Origin of the sequence: Thiospirochaeta perfilievii, assembly GCF_008329945.1 — a bacterium.
Lineage (GTDB): Bacteria > Spirochaetota > Spirochaetia > DSM-2461 > DSM-2461 > Thiospirochaeta > Thiospirochaeta perfilievii.
This window is the reverse complement of the sequence record NZ_CP035807.1, coordinates 419,649-436,510: the sequence shown is the minus strand read 5'-3', so window position 1 is coordinate 436,510 and position 16,862 is coordinate 419,649. Positions and strand designations below refer to the sequence as shown.

14 protein-coding genes, 1 tRNA gene and 3 rRNA genes are annotated in these 16,862 nt (G+C 36.5%); all 18 read left to right on the top strand.

All coding sequences use genetic code 11. The features are described from left to right. The first annotated feature begins 96 nt into the window (after positions 1-96). The 18 genes from EW093_RS01945 (at position 97) to EW093_RS01865 (ending at position 16,569) form a co-directional block, all read left to right on the top strand. On the top strand, positions 97-555 hold the full coding sequence (locus EW093_RS01945; protein ID WP_149566769.1) for an Lrp/AsnC family transcriptional regulator: 459 nt from the start codon (positions 97-99) through the stop codon (positions 553-555). Next, the gene (locus EW093_RS01940; protein ID WP_187759789.1) at positions 552-1,697 is read left to right on the top strand and encodes an aminomethyl transferase family protein; all 1,146 of its coding nucleotides are present in this window, start codon (positions 552-554) and stop codon (positions 1,695-1,697) included. Before EW093_RS01945 ends, EW093_RS01940 begins: the two co-directional genes overlap by 4 nt. Next, positions 1,690-2,076, top strand: a complete 387-nt coding sequence (gene gcvH / locus EW093_RS01935; RefSeq protein ID WP_149566767.1) for a glycine cleavage system protein GcvH — start codon at positions 1,690-1,692, stop codon at positions 2,074-2,076. The genes EW093_RS01940 and gcvH overlap by 8 nt, the downstream gene beginning before the upstream one ends. Next, positions 2,073-3,392, top strand: a complete 1,320-nt coding sequence (gene gcvPA, locus EW093_RS01930; RefSeq protein WP_149566766.1) for an aminomethyl-transferring glycine dehydrogenase subunit GcvPA — start codon at positions 2,073-2,075, stop codon at positions 3,390-3,392. Before gcvH ends, gcvPA begins: the two co-directional genes overlap by 4 nt. Beyond that, positions 3,389-4,831 (top strand): aminomethyl-transferring glycine dehydrogenase subunit GcvPB, encoded by a 1,443-nt coding sequence (gene gcvPB, locus EW093_RS01925; protein ID WP_149566765.1) that lies wholly within the window; start codon positions 3,389-3,391, stop codon positions 4,829-4,831. Before gcvPA ends, gcvPB begins: the two co-directional genes overlap by 4 nt. Further along, positions 4,832-5,473 carry a lipoyl(octanoyl) transferase LipB gene (gene lipB / locus EW093_RS01920; protein WP_149566764.1) on the top strand — a complete coding sequence of 214 codons (642 nt, stop codon included), beginning with the start codon at positions 4,832-4,834 and terminating at the stop codon, positions 5,471-5,473. It begins immediately after the preceding gene. Further along, complete coding sequence (gene lipA / locus EW093_RS01915; protein WP_223111633.1) at positions 5,470-6,348, top strand: lipoyl synthase; 879 nt, start codon at positions 5,470-5,472, stop codon at positions 6,346-6,348. The genes lipB and lipA overlap by 4 nt, the downstream gene beginning before the upstream one ends. Beyond that, complete coding sequence (gene lpdA / locus EW093_RS01910) at positions 6,336-7,655, top strand: dihydrolipoyl dehydrogenase (RefSeq protein WP_149566763.1); 1,320 nt, start codon at positions 6,336-6,338, stop codon at positions 7,653-7,655. Before lipA ends, lpdA begins: the two co-directional genes overlap by 13 nt. A 64-nt stretch (positions 7,656-7,719) precedes the next feature. Further along, complete coding sequence (locus tag EW093_RS01905) at positions 7,720-8,091, top strand: ACT domain-containing protein (RefSeq protein WP_149566762.1); 372 nt, start codon at positions 7,720-7,722, stop codon at positions 8,089-8,091. 475 nt (positions 8,092-8,566) lie between these two features. Further along, positions 8,567-10,106: ribosomal RNA gene (locus tag EW093_RS01900) — 16S ribosomal RNA — on the top strand. Between the two features lie 236 nt (positions 10,107-10,342). Then, positions 10,343-10,416: transfer RNA gene (locus tag EW093_RS01895), tRNA-Ile, on the top strand. Between the two features lie 295 nt (positions 10,417-10,711). Continuing rightward, positions 10,712-13,681: ribosomal RNA gene (locus EW093_RS01890) — 23S ribosomal RNA — on the top strand. A 141-nt stretch (positions 13,682-13,822) separates the two neighbouring features. After that, positions 13,823-13,931: ribosomal RNA gene (gene rrf / locus EW093_RS01885) — 5S ribosomal RNA — on the top strand. Together the 16S, 23S and 5S rRNA genes with 1 tRNA gene alongside form the textbook arrangement of a ribosomal RNA operon. Before the next feature lie 170 nt (positions 13,932-14,101). Next, positions 14,102-14,269, top strand: a complete 168-nt coding sequence (locus tag EW093_RS17230; RefSeq protein ID WP_187759788.1) for a hypothetical protein — start codon at positions 14,102-14,104, stop codon at positions 14,267-14,269. A 255-nt stretch (positions 14,270-14,524) separates the two neighbouring features. Then, the gene (locus EW093_RS01880) at positions 14,525-14,779 is read left to right on the top strand and encodes a type II toxin-antitoxin system Phd/YefM family antitoxin (RefSeq protein ID WP_149566761.1); all 255 of its coding nucleotides are present in this window, start codon (positions 14,525-14,527) and stop codon (positions 14,777-14,779) included. Then, the gene (locus EW093_RS01875; RefSeq protein WP_149566760.1) at positions 14,772-15,035 is read left to right on the top strand and encodes a Txe/YoeB family addiction module toxin; all 264 of its coding nucleotides are present in this window, start codon (positions 14,772-14,774) and stop codon (positions 15,033-15,035) included. The genes EW093_RS01880 and EW093_RS01875 overlap by 8 nt, the downstream gene beginning before the upstream one ends. A gap of 368 nt (positions 15,036-15,403) precedes the next feature. Continuing rightward, a complete protein-coding gene (locus EW093_RS01870) occupies positions 15,404-16,078 on the top strand; it encodes a hypothetical protein (protein ID WP_149566759.1) in 675 nt (224 codons plus the stop codon). Then, the gene (locus tag EW093_RS01865; protein WP_149566758.1) at positions 16,078-16,569 is read left to right on the top strand and encodes a hypothetical protein; all 492 of its coding nucleotides are present in this window, start codon (positions 16,078-16,080) and stop codon (positions 16,567-16,569) included. The genes EW093_RS01870 and EW093_RS01865 overlap by 1 nt, the downstream gene beginning before the upstream one ends. Positions 16,570-16,862 lie beyond the last annotated feature (293 nt).

Below are 16,862 nucleotides of genomic sequence, written 5' to 3'. Positions count from 1 at the left end.
TATTTTTTTTAGAATAGCTGATGTTTTTAAGGATATTTTTGATTTAAACAGCTTATTTTGCTGGTTTTACTAAAAATATTGTGTATAATTTAAGATATGGATATAGATGATACTTCATTTAAAATATTACAAAACCTTAAAGATGGTCGAGAGTCCTTTCAGAAAATTGCTGATAATTTAAATCTTTCAGAGGGAACTGTTCGAAATAGGGTTAACTCACTTATTGAATCAGGAGTATTAGAAATAAGGGGACAAGTAGATCTAGAGGCTCTTCCTGGTTATAGTATGGTTCAAATAGGTATTAAGCTATCTACTATGGATTTAGTAGGAAAGGGGGAGGAGATTAGTAATCTACCTAGTGTCTTAAATGTTTTAGTAGTAACTGGACGTTTTGATCTAATGGCTACTGTCTTATTAAGTGATTCCTATTCTTTAGCAGATTTTTATTTAAAAGAGATGAATTTAATTAGTGATATCTTGGGAGTTGAAACATTTGTAGTTTATAAAGAGTTTAATACTAAAATTCCATGTTCAGCACTACAGGAAATAAAATGAAAGAGACTGTATTAATTAATAAACATAAGAGTCTTAATGGAAAAATGGCTAGTTTTAATGGATATAACATGCCTTTATGGTACAAATCTGCAAAAAATGAACATCTATCAGTTCTAAAGGATGTGGGAATTTTTGATACTAGCCACATGTCTTTTTTTACAATAGAAGGTGGTGAAGTTTCAGAATTATTAGATTTATCATTTTCTAGGGTTTTGGATCATTTAAAAGTTAATCACCTAATTTATGGGCTTTTCCTTGATGATAAAAATTTTGTTATAGATGACTCTGTTATATATAAATTCTCAGAAAATAAGTTTTTTGTAATAGTTAATTGTGGTATGGATGAAATAGTAATTAACCATCTAAAATCATTTGACCTATATAGATGCAAAATAGTTAATTATAGCCATCGTTTAGCAAAAATTGATGTGCAAGGGCCCAAATCCCTTAAACTATTAGAGAATTATATGGGGGAAGAACTATTTAATAACTTTGGATACTTTACATTTAAAGGTTCATTTGATAATGGAAATATCCTTATCTCAAGGTCTGGATATACAGGTGAGTTTGGGTTTGAATTATATGTGGAGAGTGATAAAGCTCCAAAACTTTGGGATACCTTATTAGAACTTGGTTCAGATTTGGGTATTACACCCTGTGGTTTAGCATCTAGAGACTCTCTACGAACAGGAGCTGGGTTGCCCCTTTCCCATCAGGATATTGGTCCGTGGCCTTTTGGTAATACCCCATGGGATTTTTGTGTAGAAAATAGATTTTTAAACTCACCTTTTTATACCTACTCCTATGTCGGGTACGATGTTAGAAAATTACACGAATCGACAAAGGGTGATGTTCTATTTAACAAAAGTATTATTGGGAGGGTTTTGACATGTGTTACAGAGGTCTCCATTACTAGGATTGATGAAGAGATTCTATCTATTACTTCAGACAACTTACCTAGGGATTATAGTGTGAAGGGGCTTGTTTCAGGTTTTATAAGAGTAAATATACCTTTAGAGTATGGGGATATTGTTATATTAAATGATGGAAAAAGAGAGTTGAAAGTTCAAATAGTCAAAAATATAAGACCAAATAGAACCGCTAGATTGTCAATAAATCGAATTAGGAGAGAGTATGAGTAGTTACCCAGATGAGTTAAAGTATGCAATTAGTCATGAGTGGATTAAAAAAGAGGGTGATATTTTTATAGTAGGTATTTCCGATTTTGCACAAAATCAATTAGGGGATATTGTATATGTTGACTTTCCAGAAGTTGGGGATAAAATTGAAAAAGATGGTGCTTTAGGAGAACTTGAGTCTTCAAAAGCTGTATCTGAGATAAATATGCCCTTTGATGGTGAAGTTATAGAGATAAATCCCCTATTAGAGGATAATCCAGAACTTATTAATAGTGACCCGTATAACTCATGGATAGTTAAGATTGAAGCTGAAAATCCTAATGATTTTGATGATCTTTTATCAGCCTCTAAAGCTAAAGAGCTTGCGGAGGGGAGTGTGTGAGATATCTACCCCATTCTAAAAACGATGTAGAGGATATGCTTAAAACATTGGGGTTAGAATCTATATCGGAACTGTTTTCTTCAATACCAGAAGATCTAATTTTAAAGGATCAGTTAAATATAGCCAATGGCTTAACAGAGTGGGATTTAACTGATTATTTTACACAAGTAAGTGATAAGAATTATAGTAGAAAATCATTTTTAGGAGGGGGAAGTTATAGTCACTATATACCAAATATTATTAACTATTTAACTTCTAGATCAGAGTTTTTAACATCTTATACCCCCTACCAACCAGAGATATCCCAGGGAACACTTCAGGCTGTATTTGAGTATCAGACATATATCTCAAAATACCTTGGTATGGATTACTCAAATGCATCAATGTACGATGGAGCAACAAGTTTTGTTGAAGGTGTTTTATTATCCCTTAGGGCAACAAAAAGAGATAAGGTTTTAGTCTCATTAGCGATAAATCCAAGATATTTAGAAGTATTAAATACATATAAAGAGGCTATAGGGTTTCAAGTTATCTTTATGGATATTGATAAAAGTGGGAAGACAAACCTAGATAAAATGGACTCTTTAGAAGATATTGCATCTGTTGTAATTCAATCTCCTAACTATTTTGGAGTTATAGAGGATCAGGATCTAATTAAACCTAGAATAGGAGAAGAAAAAACTCTGTTTATATCAATATTCTCTGAGATATTAGCATTCTCTATTTTTAATCCTCCTGGAATTTATGGAGCAGATATTGCCTGTGGTGAGGGGCAGAGTTTTGGGTTAAGTAGGAGTTTTGGCGGCCCATACTTAGGTGTTTTTGCTTTTAGTCAAAAGTTATTACGTTTAGCCCCAGGTAGGCTTGTCGGAGAGAGTGTAGATAAAAATGGTAAAAGAAGTTTTTGTCTAACTTTAGCCACTAGAGAGCAGCATATAAGGCGGGAGAGGGCTACTAGTAATATCTGTTCCAATCAAGGATTATGTGTTCTTCGGGTAATTATTTATCTATCCCTCCTTGGGTCTTCTGGATTAAAAAAGCTTGGGGAAATAAATTATAATAATAGTGAATATTTAAAAAGAGAACTATTGAAAATAGGCTGTTCAATAAATTTTTCTGGTGAAACCTTTAATGAGTTTGTTGTAACTTATCCTAGGGAACTAAGTAGTAAAAAGTTTTTTGACTTAGGTTATGTCCCTGGAATAGAAGTAGTTGATAAAACTCTTCCTGATAACTCCTTTTTAATAACTGTTACTGAGGTCTTTAAAAAGAGTGATTTAGATAGTTTTATTGAGGCCATTGGAGGAGTTTTATGATATATGAGGAACCATTATTATGGGAGATTGGTGATGGACAAGGTGTAGGCTTTTCAATTCCTGGATGTGAAACAGGTAAGACTATACTTAAATCAAAACATAAAAGAAGAGGTTTTAAACTCCCTGGTCTAAGTGAGCCTGAAGTATCAAGGCATTTTACAAGGCTTTCTACATGGAACTATGGTGTTGATACAAACATATACCCTTTAGGTTCCTGTACCATGAAATATAATCCTAAATTAAATGAAAAAGTTGCATCTTTAAAGGGCTTTACTAACTGTCACCCATTACAGGGGAATGACTTAAGTCAGGGCTGTTTGGAAGTGCTATTTAAAACAGGAGAACTTTTAAAAGAGATAACAGGAATGGATGATGTAACTCTTCAACCTGCTGCAGGTGCCCATGGGGAGCTAGTATCTCTTATGATGTTTAAGAAATTTCATCGGGATAATGGAGAAGAGAAAATAAGGGATACTATACTAATTCCAGACTCTGCCCATGGAACAAATCCAGCTTCAGCCTCCCTTTGTGGTTTTAAAATCCAGGTTGTAAAATCCAATATAGATGGGGTCCTTACTGTAGAGGAAGTCTCCAAGTATCTTGGTTCTAATATAGCAGGAATTATGATTACAAATCCTAATACTTTAGGTATATTTGAAAAAAATATTAGGGATATTTCGGAATTAGTTCATAGGTGTGGTGGTCTTGTATATGGTGATGGAGCAAACCTTAATCCTCTATTAGGTAAGGTAAAGGTTGCAGATACAGGTGTTGATGCTATGCATATTAATTTACATAAAACCTTCTCAACACCCCATGGTGGTGGTGGCCCTGGAGCAGGGCCTGTATGTGTTAAAAGACACATTTCTAAATACTTACCTAACCCAAAAGTTGTATTTAACAGTGGGAAATACACATTTGATTATAGTTGTAAAGAGTCTATAGGGCGAGTTCATGGTTTTTATGGGAATTTTTCCGTAATCTTAAAAGCCTACACCTATATATTATCCATGGGGAGGGATGGTCTTAAAAAGGTTGGAGAGTACTCTGTTTTAAATGCAAACTATATAAGGTTTAGATTAAAAAATTATTATCATCTTCCTTATAATGCTGACTCAATGCATGAGGTCCTTTTTAATGATGAAAATCAAAAAAAGTTTGGAGTATCAACTTTAGATATAGCAAAAAGACTAGAAGATAAGGGATTTCATCCACCAACTATATATTTCCCTTTAGTTGTAACCGGTTCTATGTTAATTGAACCAACAGAAAGTGAATCCCGAACTTCATTGGATAATTTTATAAAAGCTATGGTCTCTATATCTAAAGAGGCAAAAGAGGATGGGAATATCTTAGTTAACTCTCCTAAAAACTGTAAATGTGAGAGAGTAGATGAAACATTAGCAGCTAGAAAACCAATTTTAAAGGGAGAGTTTTAATTGGGGGATATTCATATATTGTCTGGTCTTTTAAGTTATAAAAATAGTTATGATCTAATGTTAGACACCTACAAAAGTAGAGTTAAGGGCAGTATTGAAGATCAGTTTTTTATATTAGAACACACTCCTGTATTTACCCTAGGTAAAAATGGTGGAGAGGAGAATTTACTAGTAACTACTGATCTTTTAATAGATAAAAAAATAGATTTAGTCCCTACAGATAGGGGAGGAAATATTACCTACCATGGCCCAGGTCAGATAATTCTATATCCAGTTATATCAATTAAAAGTATAAAAATAGGAGTAAGAGAGTATATAAGAAGACTTGAGGAGATAACAATTATTACCCTTAAAAAATTTGGAGTAGAAGGGAGTCGAAATAAACTTAATCATGGTGTATGGGTTAATGGGAAAAAAATAGCAAGTGTTGGAGTAAGGATAAAAAACGGTGTTACTCTTCATGGCCTTGCTATAAATATTAATACGGATCTAGAACCTTTTAATTGGATTAATCCCTGTGGGTTAAAAGATATTAAGGCTACAAGTAGTTTAGAAGTATTAAATAAAAAACTTAATATAGATTCTGTAAAAGAGAGTATTAAAGAGAGTATTGAAGTTGTCTTTATGGAGTGTTTTTATTGATAAAAGCTAGGAAGCCTGCTTGGTTAAAAATAAAAGTATTAAATGGAAAGGATATCTTATTTGTGGAAAAAACCCTGCTAGATTTGAATCTTAATAGTGTTTGTAGTGCCGCAAAGTGTCCTAATAGAGCGGAGTGCTTCGATAATAGAACCGCAACATTTATGATCCTTGGAACTAAGTGTACAAGGGGTTGTAGGTTTTGTAATATATTAAAAGATAAACCTGAAGAAATTAATCTAGATGAACCTAAAAATATAGCTAAGGCTGTAGATCTACTAAAGTTAAAATATGTTGTAATTACATCTGTTACAAGGGATGATTTAGTTGATGGTGGAGCTGGTCATTTTTATAATGTCTCTAAAGTAATAAAAGATATAAACCCAGAAACATCAATCGAATTACTTATTCCAGATTTTAAGGGTGAAAAAAGTGCCATAGATAAGGTTCTTAACTCTGGAGCAAGTGTCATCAATCATAATATAGAGACCGTAGAGGGGTTATACCCTAATATTAGAATTGGTGCAGATTATCAAAGAAGTCTGAACATATTGAAGTATATAAAAGATAATAACACTAATATTGTAACAAAATCAGGTCTAATACTTGGCATGGGAGAAAAAGAGGGAGACGTAATAACTCTATTAAAGGATTTACGAAGTGTTAGGTGTGATCTATTAACTATCGGCCAATATCTTCCACCATCATCTAACCATCTATCGGTTAAAAAATATATCACTCCCCTTGAATTTGAAAACTGGAAACAAATTGCTCTAGATATGGGCTTCTTAGGTGTCTCTTCTGGGCCCTTTGTTCGTAGTTCATATAATGCATTAGATTTAACAAAACAAATAGAGGATGGAAGATGTACGATTTAATTGTTATAGGTGGAGGACCTGCAGGATATACCGGGGCATTAGAAGCAGCTAACTTAGATAAGAAAGTTTTATTAATTGAAAAGTCTAAACTTGGAGGTACTTGTTTAAACTCCGGTTGTATACCAACAAAGTCCCTATTACACTCTTCAAAATTATTTAAAAAAATTAGTAATTTAAATGATCTTGGTGTCGTAAGTAGAGAAACTATTTTTGATCTATCTAAAGCAATAGAGTGGAAAGATCTTAAGGTTTCCCAGTTACAACAAGGGCTATCCGCTTTGATAAAGAGTAAAAAAATCGATGTTGAATATGGAGACGCTAGATTATTAGGCAATAAGGTTGTGGAAGTTGATGGAAAGAAGTTAAAAGGTGAGAATATTTTAATTGCAGCGGGATCAAAATCCTTAATACCAAATATTAAAGGTAGTAATAACCATCTTTGTCTTACAAGTAGATCTATTCTAAACTTAAAGGAGATTCCTAATAATTTAGTAATTATTGGAGCAGGTGTTATCGGCTTAGAGTTTGCATCTATTTTTTCATCTATTGGAAGTAATGTTACTGTCTTGGAGTATAATAACCAGCTTCTGCCATCTATAGAAAAAAGAGTTTCATCAATTTTTTTAAAAGCTATAGATTTTACAATTAAATTGGGAGTTACTGTAAGTGAAATCACAAATAATAGTGTTATCTTTAAATGGCAAAACAACCAAGAGTCTTTAGCCGCCGATAAAGTTTTAATTGCAACTGGACGTATACCCAACTCAAAAGAGTATGAGTCTATAGGTGTAGTTGAATCTGGGAGGATTAAAGTAGATGAATATATGAGAACTAATTTAGATGGAGTTTTTGCCGCTGGGGATGTAACAGGTAAGACTTTTCTCGCCCATGGAGGTATAAAGATGGCAGAGATTGCTGTTAACAATATGTTTAATCCACTTAGTAAAATGAATTATGATTTAATACCTTCTATTATTTATAGTGAACCTGAGATAGCAACAGTTGGGATTACCCTAAGGGAAGCTAAGGAGAGGGGAAAAGATATATTAAAAAGTAACTATTACTTAAACAATAATGGTCGATATCTAGTGGAGAACGGGTTTAAAGATGGCCTTTGTATTGTTATAGCTGATAAGGAAAGCCGGATTATTTTAGGTGCTCATATTATAGGAACAGATGTATCAGAGATAATATCTAACTTTGTTATAGCAGTTAAACAGGAGTTAACAATAGATCAATTAAAGCAGATAATCTTTCCACATCCCACCATGTCTGAAATCTTTAGTGATACTATTAAATTTTTGTAAATTATCTATATACTACATGGTTGTTAAGTGTTTGTTATTTTTTACCCATGGTATAAATATAGTTATGAAATTTGAAATAATAGATAAGAGCTTCTGTTTATACAGATTAGATGAGAATAGGGGTGTTCCTAGAGAGATTTATCAATCATCATTTTTTAATGTTACAAAAACTGATAATGAGTTAACAATGATTTGTGATGAAGAAATTAACCTTTCATGTTGTACTAAGCTAAAGGATTTAAAACTTATAAAAATTTCTGATTGTGAAGGATTTCATAATTTAGGAATTATTAAGAAAATCTCATTAGCTATTACTAAGAATGAGGTATCATTTTGGATAATTTCATCCTATGAAGCGAATCATGTTGTAGTTTTAAAAGAGAAAATTGATCTTGCTGCTAAATCCTTAGTAGATGCGGGTATTACAGCAATATAATTTTTAAATAACTTGTGTCATATAGAGATTGACTAAAATATAGTTGATTGCTATATTACGTCTCGTTGTTACGGAGAACTCTTTTATTAAAAGATACTCCACTGTAGAAGTTACAATTTAGCTTAAACAGTTTAAATTACTAAAATGTTTTTAAATTAAAATATTTTAGTATTGACAAAAAAACTATGAATTGATACATTCATTGAGCGTTGCAACAACAACTTCTAATAAGAGCTTGTTTTGTAACTAAAATCTTAATGTTAATTTGTTTATTATTAAGCAGTTTTATTAACCTCTTAAGTATTACATTGTTAATAGAGAAGGGAAAAAATACATAAAACTTTTTAATCATAAAATATGTTGCAAAACTATTAGTTTTGTAAGGTGTTTATGAGAGATAGTTTACAACTTTATAGTTGAACCAAATGAGTATAAAGATCAACTTAGTTATTACTAACTTCGGTTAGTAAACATAATAACGGAGAGTTTGATCCTGGCTCAGAACGAACGCTGGCGGCACGTTTTAAGCATGCAAGTCGAACGGTAGGAAGTGCTTGCACTTCCGAGAGTGGCGAACGGGTGAGTAACACGTAGATGATCTACCTTTTAGTTGGGGATAGCCCATGGAAACATGGAGTAATACCGAATAATCTCTTTAAGCTTTAGCTTTTAGAGGAAAGCAGCGTTTGCTGTGCTGAAAGATGAGTCTGCGCACTATTAGCTAGTTGGTGGGGTAAGAGCCTACCAAGGCGACGATAGTTAGCCGACCTGAGAGGGTGATCGGCCACATTGGGACTGAGACACGGCCCAGACTCCTACGGGAGGCAGCAGCTAAGAATCTTCCGCAATGGACGAAAGTCTGACGGAGCGATGCCGCGTGGATGAAGAATGCAGAGATGTTGTAAAATCCTTTTATGAGTGAGGAATAAAACTACTAGGAAATGAGTAGTAGATGACGTTAGCTCATGAATAAGCTCCGGCCAATTACGTGCCAGCAGCCGCGGTAACACGTAAGGAGCGAGCGTTGTTCGGAATTATTGGGCGTAAAGGGCGTGTAGGCGGTTAATTAAGTCTTGTTTGAAAGACCGGTGCTCAACACCGGAAACGGACAGGAAACTGATTAACTAGAATCCGGTAGGGAAATGTGGAATTTCTAGTGTAGGGGTGAAATCTGTTGATATTAGAAAGAACACCAATGGCGAAGGCAACATTTTGGGCCTGGATTGACGCTGAGGCGCGAAAGCATAGGGAGCAAACAGGATTAGATACCCTGGTAGTCTATGCCGTAAACTTTGTACACTTGGTGTCGGGGGTCAAACCTCGGTACCGAAGCTAACGCGTTAAGTGTACCGCCTGGGGAGTATGCCGGCAACGGTGAAACTCAAAGGAATTGACGGGGGCCCGCACAAGCGGTGGAGCATGTGGTTTAATTCGATGATACGCGAGGAACCTTACCAGGGTTTGACATATTAGTGACCGTTCTAGAGATAGTTCTTTCCTTTCGGGGACACTATTACAGGTGCTGCATGGCTGTCGTCAGCTCGTGCCGTGAGGTGTTGGGTTAAGTCCCGCAACGAGCGCAACCCCTATCGTATGTTACCATCATTAAGTTGGGGACTCATGCGAGACTGCCGGTGACAAACCGGAGGAAGGTGGGGACGACGTCAAGTCATCATGGCCCTTATACCCTGGGCTACACACGTGCTACAATGGCCGGTACAGAGTGATGCGAAGCCGCGAGGTGGAGCTAACCGCAAAAAAGCCGGTCTCAGTTCGGATTGGAGTCTGAAACTCGACTCCATGAAGGTGGAATCGCTAGTAATCGCATATCAGCATGATGCGGTGAATACGTTCCCGGGCCTTGTACACACCGCCCGTCACACCACCCGAGTTGGGGGTACCCGAAGTCGTTAGTCTAACCTTTATGGAGGACGGCGCCGAAGGTATGCTTAGTAAGGGGGGTGAAGTCGTAACAAGGTAGCCGTACTGGAAAGTGCGGCTGGATCACCTCCTTTCTACGAGAAAGGGAAGCTTAGTTTTTACTAAGTACCTTAAAGATTTATCTTTAAACCCTAAATGTCTTGGGTAAAAGACATTCAAGAGAGGTAACTCTTGTAAAGTAAAACTGCAGTATGATTTTGGTTTGTATTTTTTCTCTTTTTTTATTATTCATAGTGCTTGCATTATGAAGGTGTTGAAGTTTCAATACTAATATATAGTTGACTAAAGACTTAGTCTCTGGTCAGTAAGCGGGGCTGTAGCTCAGTTGGTTAGAGCGCACGCCTGATAAGCGTGAGGTCACAAGTTCAACTCTTGTCAGCCCCAAATTAAGTCTTTGGTAAGATTAATTCTGGTTCGATTCCAGTGGCTTAAATATCAAACTTTTCTATTAGAAATGTTTGACTTGCCTTAATTGGCATAAAACTCAATTTAAGTTTCTAAGAGACTTTTTTAGAGTACAACCTTATCGAAGTTTCTATAAAACTTCTGTCAGGTACAACTAAGTAGCGAAGGGTATAAAAATTATAGTGTGAAAGCACAAATATTTTTGATAGTAACGATATGTCTGTCGAAGTTTCTTTGAAACTTTTGTCGACTATATTTTGCTAGCAAAATATATGGTCAAGCGAATAAGGATCCATGGTGGATGCCTTGGAGCTATCCGACGATGAAGGCCGTGGTAAGCTGCGAAAAGCTGGGTTAAGGAGCAAACATCCTTTGACGCCCAGATTGCCGAATGGGGTAACCCAATAGACTGGATGTCTATTACCTTTACATGAATAAAATAGTGTATTGGAGTGAGACTCAGGGAACTGAACCATCTAAGTACCTGAAGGAAAAGAAATCAAACGAGATTCCCTTAGTAGCGGCGAGCGGACGGGGAATAGCCCAAACCTTTACTGTGTAATATCTGCACGGAGTTGCAGTAGGGGTGTTGTAGGATGTACTGTTTTGTATTGTGTGATGCGAACTGCAGTAAGAAACTATATTAGTAGCAGAAATTAGCTGGAAAGCTAGTACCAGAGTGGGTGATAGTCCCGTAAGCGAAACTAATATAGCTGTAGAGTATATTCCTGAGTACAGCGGGACACGAGAAATCCTGCTGGAATCTGGGGGGACCACCCTCCAAGGCTAAATACGAGATAGCTACCGATAGTGAACGAGTACCGTAAGGGAAGTGGTGAAAAGCACCCCGGGAGGGGAGTGAAATAGACCTGAAACCGTGGATTTACAAGTGGTCAAAGCGTCCTTGAGACGTGATGGCGTGCCTTTTGTAGAATGAGCCTGCGAGTTACGTTAATATGCAAGGTTAAGGTATAGAAGTACCGGAGCCGGAGGGAAACCGAGTCTTAATAGGGCGCCAAGTATGTTGCCGTAGACCCGAAGCCGAGTGATCTATTTATGAGCAGGTTGAAGCTTGAGTAAAATCAAGTGGAGGACCGAACACTAGTCTGTTGAAAAAGGCAGTGATGACTTGTGAATAGGGGTGAAAGGCCAATCAAACTCGGAGATAGCTGGTTCTCGTCGAAATGGTTTTAGGATCAGCGTGATATGATTTTTGTCGGAGGTAAAGCACTGATTAGGCTAGGGCCCTTCACCGGGTACCAAACTTATTCAAACTCTGAATACCGATAAACAAAATATTGCAGTGAGACTGTGGGTGATAAGATCCATGGTCAAGAGGGAAAGAGCCCAGACCGTCAGCTAAGGTCCCTAAACTATGCTAAGTGGAGAAGGAAGTTCGATTGCAAAGACAGCCAGGAGGTTGGCTTAGAAGCAGCCACTCCTTGAAAGAGTGCGTAATAGCTCACTGGTCGAGTAGTCGAGCGCCTAAAATGTAACGGGGCTAAGCATAGTACCGAAGCTACGGATTCGTATTAATACGGATGGTAGACGAGAGTTGTGTAGGCTGTTGAAGGTGATCTGGAAGGATTGCTGGAGGTATCACAAGTTAGAATGCAGGCATGAGTAACGAAAAGGAAGGTGAGATCCCTTCCCGCCGAAAGCCTAAGGGTTCCTGGGTAAAGGTTTTCTTCCCAGGGTGAGTCGGCCCCTAAGACGAGGCTGAAGAGCGTAGTCGATGGGAAACTGGTTAATATTCCAGTACTTCTGTTAATTTCGATGGGATGACGCATAAGGAGATTCTATGCCGGAGAATGGTAGTTCCGGTCCAAGCAACAAGCTTTTGAGAGATGTAGGCAAATCCGCATTTTGAGGTGAGTTGTTAAGGGTACTAAACCTACGGGTGCAGGAAGATAGAGGATTCATCGTGCCAGGAAATAATCTCTAAGGTTCGATTAACAGGAACCGTACCGCAAACCGACACAGGTAGGCGAGCTGAGTATGCTAAGGCGTACGGGATAACTCGGGTTAAGGAACTCGGCAAATTACATACGTAACTTAGGGAGAAGTATGGCCTACTCCGCGAGGAGAGGTTGCAAAAAAGAGGTCCAATCGACTGTTTACCAAAAACACAGGTCTCTGCGAAATCGTAAGATGAAGTATAGGGACTGACACCTGCCCGGTGCCGGAAGGTTAAGAGGAGTTGTTAGATTTATCGAAGCAGCGAATTGAAGCCCCGGTAAACGGCGGCCGTAACTATAACGGTCCTAAGGTAGCGAAATTCCTTGTCGGGTAAGTTCCGACCCGCACGAATGGTGTAACGAATTGGACGCTGTCTCAACCCGAGACCCGGTGAAATTAAAGTATCGGTGAAGATGCCGATTACATGTGGTTAGACGGAAAGACCCCGTGAACCTTTACTGCAGCCTGATATTGAAATCTGGTTAAACATGTGTAGGATAGGTGGGAGACTATGACCCCTGATCGTTAGGTTGGGGTGAGTCGTTGGTGAAATACCACCCTTGTTTAATTAGTTTTCTAACAGAAGCCGTTATCCGGTTTTTGGACAATGTCTGGTGGGCAGTTTGACTGGGGCGGTCGCCTCCTAAAGAGTAACGGAGGCGCGCAAAGGTTACCTTGATCTGGTTGGAAATCAGATTGTAAGTGCAAAGGCAGAAGGTAGCTTGACTGCGAGACTTACAAGTCGAGCAGGTACGAAAGTAGGTCTTAGTGATCTGGCGGTCCCGAGTGGAAGGGCCGTCACTTAACGGATAAAAGGTACTCCGGGGATAACAGGCTTATTTTGCCCAAGAGTTCATATCGACGGCAAAGTTTGGCACCTCGATGTCGGCTCATCGCATCCTGGGGCTGAAGCAGGTCCCAAGGGTTTGGCTGTTCGCCAATTAAAGCGGTACGTGAGCTGGGTTCAGAACGTCGCGAGACAGTTCGGTCCCTATCTGCCACATGCGTTGAATGTTTGAGAGGATCTATTTTTAGTACGAGAGGACCGAAATGGACGAACCTCTGGTGTATCTGTTATCGTGCCAACGGTAATTGCAGAGTAGCTAAGTTCGGGAGGGATAACCGCTGAAAGCATCTAAGTGGGAAGCCCGCCTCAAGATGAGACATTCCTGAGAGTTTAACTCTCCTAAAGGGACCAGAGAGATGATCTGGTTGATAGGCCTCAAGTGTAAGTGCAGTAATGTATTTAGCTGAGAGGTACTAATCTCCCGTGAGGCTTGACCATATTTTTATTTTCCTTAACAGGATATGATTTTTATACCCTATTTAGTTTTATTTTTAAAACTAATCGTTAAAACAGACTTAAGTTTACCCTTAAGTTGTTTTAATTAAACACTTTTTTAAAGAGTTTTTAATTAAAATTTTGTCTAGTGATGATAGCACTTGGGCCACACCCGTTCCCATACCGAACACGGAAGTTAAGCCAAGTTGCGCCGATGGTACTGCGTTAGTGGGAGAGTAGGTGATCGCTAGACTTTTTCTTTTATAATCAACAGCTTTAAGCTGTGTTAATATAGATCGCCAACCCTTTGAAATTATTTTATGAAAATAGAATTTATTTCTGGTTGGCTTTTTTATTTATAAATCAGAGCAGAAATAGTTTTATTGAGATAGTATCAATAAAGTAATCTATATAGTTTTCTAAATGGTATCTAGGAATTTAAGTGGTCATAAACCTAAGGGCGTAAATATAAACCAGAAATCTCTATTTTTAAACTTCTCCTATCAGAAACTAACAGCAGATATGGTAAGAAGAAGATTCAAAAAATACCTGGAGTTATCAAACCTAGATGGGCAGGAGTTTACTCCTTAATCTCTCCGTCATAGTTGCGCAACTCATCTTCTACAAAACGGAGCTATCATTAATTAGTCCAGGAATTTCTAGGACATTATTCAATTTAAACAACTGTAATTTACAAAAAAGTTATTGTTAAGGGATTAAAGAAACTACATAAAACTTATCATCCAAGAGAAAATGAGCTTTATCCAGATGAATAATAGAAAACACTTGCCTTATATCTTGTACATGTTTGTATTCATGGTTTATAGTAAGTTAGAGGAGCATATTATGAGAGTTATTAACTTTTCAGAAGCTAGAAACAACTTTAAAAAAGTTTTAGATCAGGTTTCAGATGATGCCGATTATACCATCATTTCAAGAAGAGACTCTGAGGACGCTGTTGTAATGTCTTTAGATCAATTTAATGGATTAATGGAAACTGTTCATTTATTAAGTAGTCCTGCTAATGTTAAACATCTTGAGAAATCAATTGGACAGTATAGGTCTGGTCAGACAGAAACTCATGAGCTAGCTGATGATTGAGAGATTATCCTGGACTAAAGAAGCTTGGTCTGATTATCTCTATTGGCAAGGACAGGATAAAAAGACTTTAAAGCGTATAAATAAGCTGATCAAGGATACTATGAGAACTCCATATGTTGGGATTGGTAAACCTGAGGAACTTAAAAAAAATCTCTCTGGATTTTGGTCTAGACGTATAGATCATACTAACAGGTTAATCTACGCTGTTGATGAAGATCTTCTATCAATAATTTCGTGTCGTTATCATTATTCATAACAGAAATAGTAGTGGTCAGGAGCTTGGTTCTCCTGTATATTTATAGACATAGTTATAAGCGAAGGGATTTTTTAGAGAGAGCTATAGTGTTTTAGTTTCTTTAATTTTGGGTGAGCCGCTGAGATGGTAACAACTGGTATATTTATGCTGGTAATAACCCCCTAAATCGAATTGATCCGACAGGTCTTGAATGGGAATATAGTAAAACTGATCAAACATGGACTGCGACTGAAGATACAGACTACATCAACCATTTAGTTGATAAAGCTGGCTTTACTGATTGGCAGGAAGCTGCTGAAGCTGCTGGAGTAAGAGATAAATATGATGATTCAGGTAATTGGTTGGGAGGAGATTCTACTTTAAAGGGTATGTCAATTGATGCTCCAACGTATTTATTTTCAGCTGGGTTTGCAGAATTATCAGCATTAGCAGGAATTGGTGGACAAACAGATAATCTTGATTCTTTCTTATCAGGGAGCCTTTCTTTTGCGACTATAACTAATCATGATACAAATGACGTTTTCAAAGCTACTTACGCAAATTATTCAACAAATGGTAAAGGTTTAGGAATAGGCTTCGGTGTAGATGTAGGAATAAGTGAGTTCTATGCAAAGCTTCCTCGTCATTTATCTCAGAGAAAAGTAGCAGAAACTTTAATTGGACCTTATACAGATAATATTCGAAATTTAGTTTTAGGATCTACACACAATATTAGTAGTGGAGATTGGAAAGGTCGTGGAGTATCTTTGGGTATTCCAGGCATAAAACTATCTAATGGAAAAGAAATAAAATTGGGAAAAGGATTCTTTATTGGCTCTGCTCAGCTAAATGGTTATACAGAACTCATTGGAGATGTAGTACCTTTTTCACAAGATAAATTAAAAAGACAATTTTACTCTGCAATGACAGAAGGTGCGTCAGGTACTACAGCTGGTAGAGGAGGGGCAGGGAATGTCTTTAATGGAATGTCTGCATGGGAGTATAGTCTGTTGAGGAATAAACAACATGCAGAATGGGGATATAATAAGGTTTTTAATAAATAATGAATGAAAAAAAAACAATAAATATCGGACCTGTATTATTAATAGTAGTTCTCTTCATAATTATTTTAGTTTCATTTATTGGTAGAATAAGAGCAAATAATAGGTTGGATTTTATACTAAATAACAATTTTGATTTTGTTCATGTTTTTATTGATACAGCTGGGAATGTTGAAAAAAAAATTAAGATTGAACAATATTCAAAAGATTATAATATTATTACGTCATCAATGAATAGTGTAATATTTGAGCCTAAGAAACAAAAAAAGGTATATGATAAAATATTTTTTAGTTTTATTAAAAATGATAAGTCAACTCATATTTTGATTTATTATAGAGAAGATGACTTATTTTTATCAGGTGTTGTCAGTTATAGTGGTGAATTTGATTTATACCCTAAAGGGAAATCAATGTATATAAATGACCCTGATAATAAGTTAAGAGATTTAGTAGATAGATTAATCCATAATAAACAGTTGGAGCAGAACCAATAGATTGGTCAGCTCAACAAAGGCATTATGAGGTTATCAATTTGTATAGAATTTTGAGTTATATTATTTAGATCAACCTTTGTCATTTAACGAGAGTTTAAACTCTAAAGTATGATAGATTATAGGTATGATTATCTTATTTTATATAAAATTATAGTTTAATATTTTGATAGATAAAAAGAATCTGTATTATTACAGACCCTGATTTTTAATAATTTTTTAACTTTTTATAATCAACTTTTATTTACATTTTTAAATATAATAACTTTTAATAATTAACTTTAACTAATGAATAA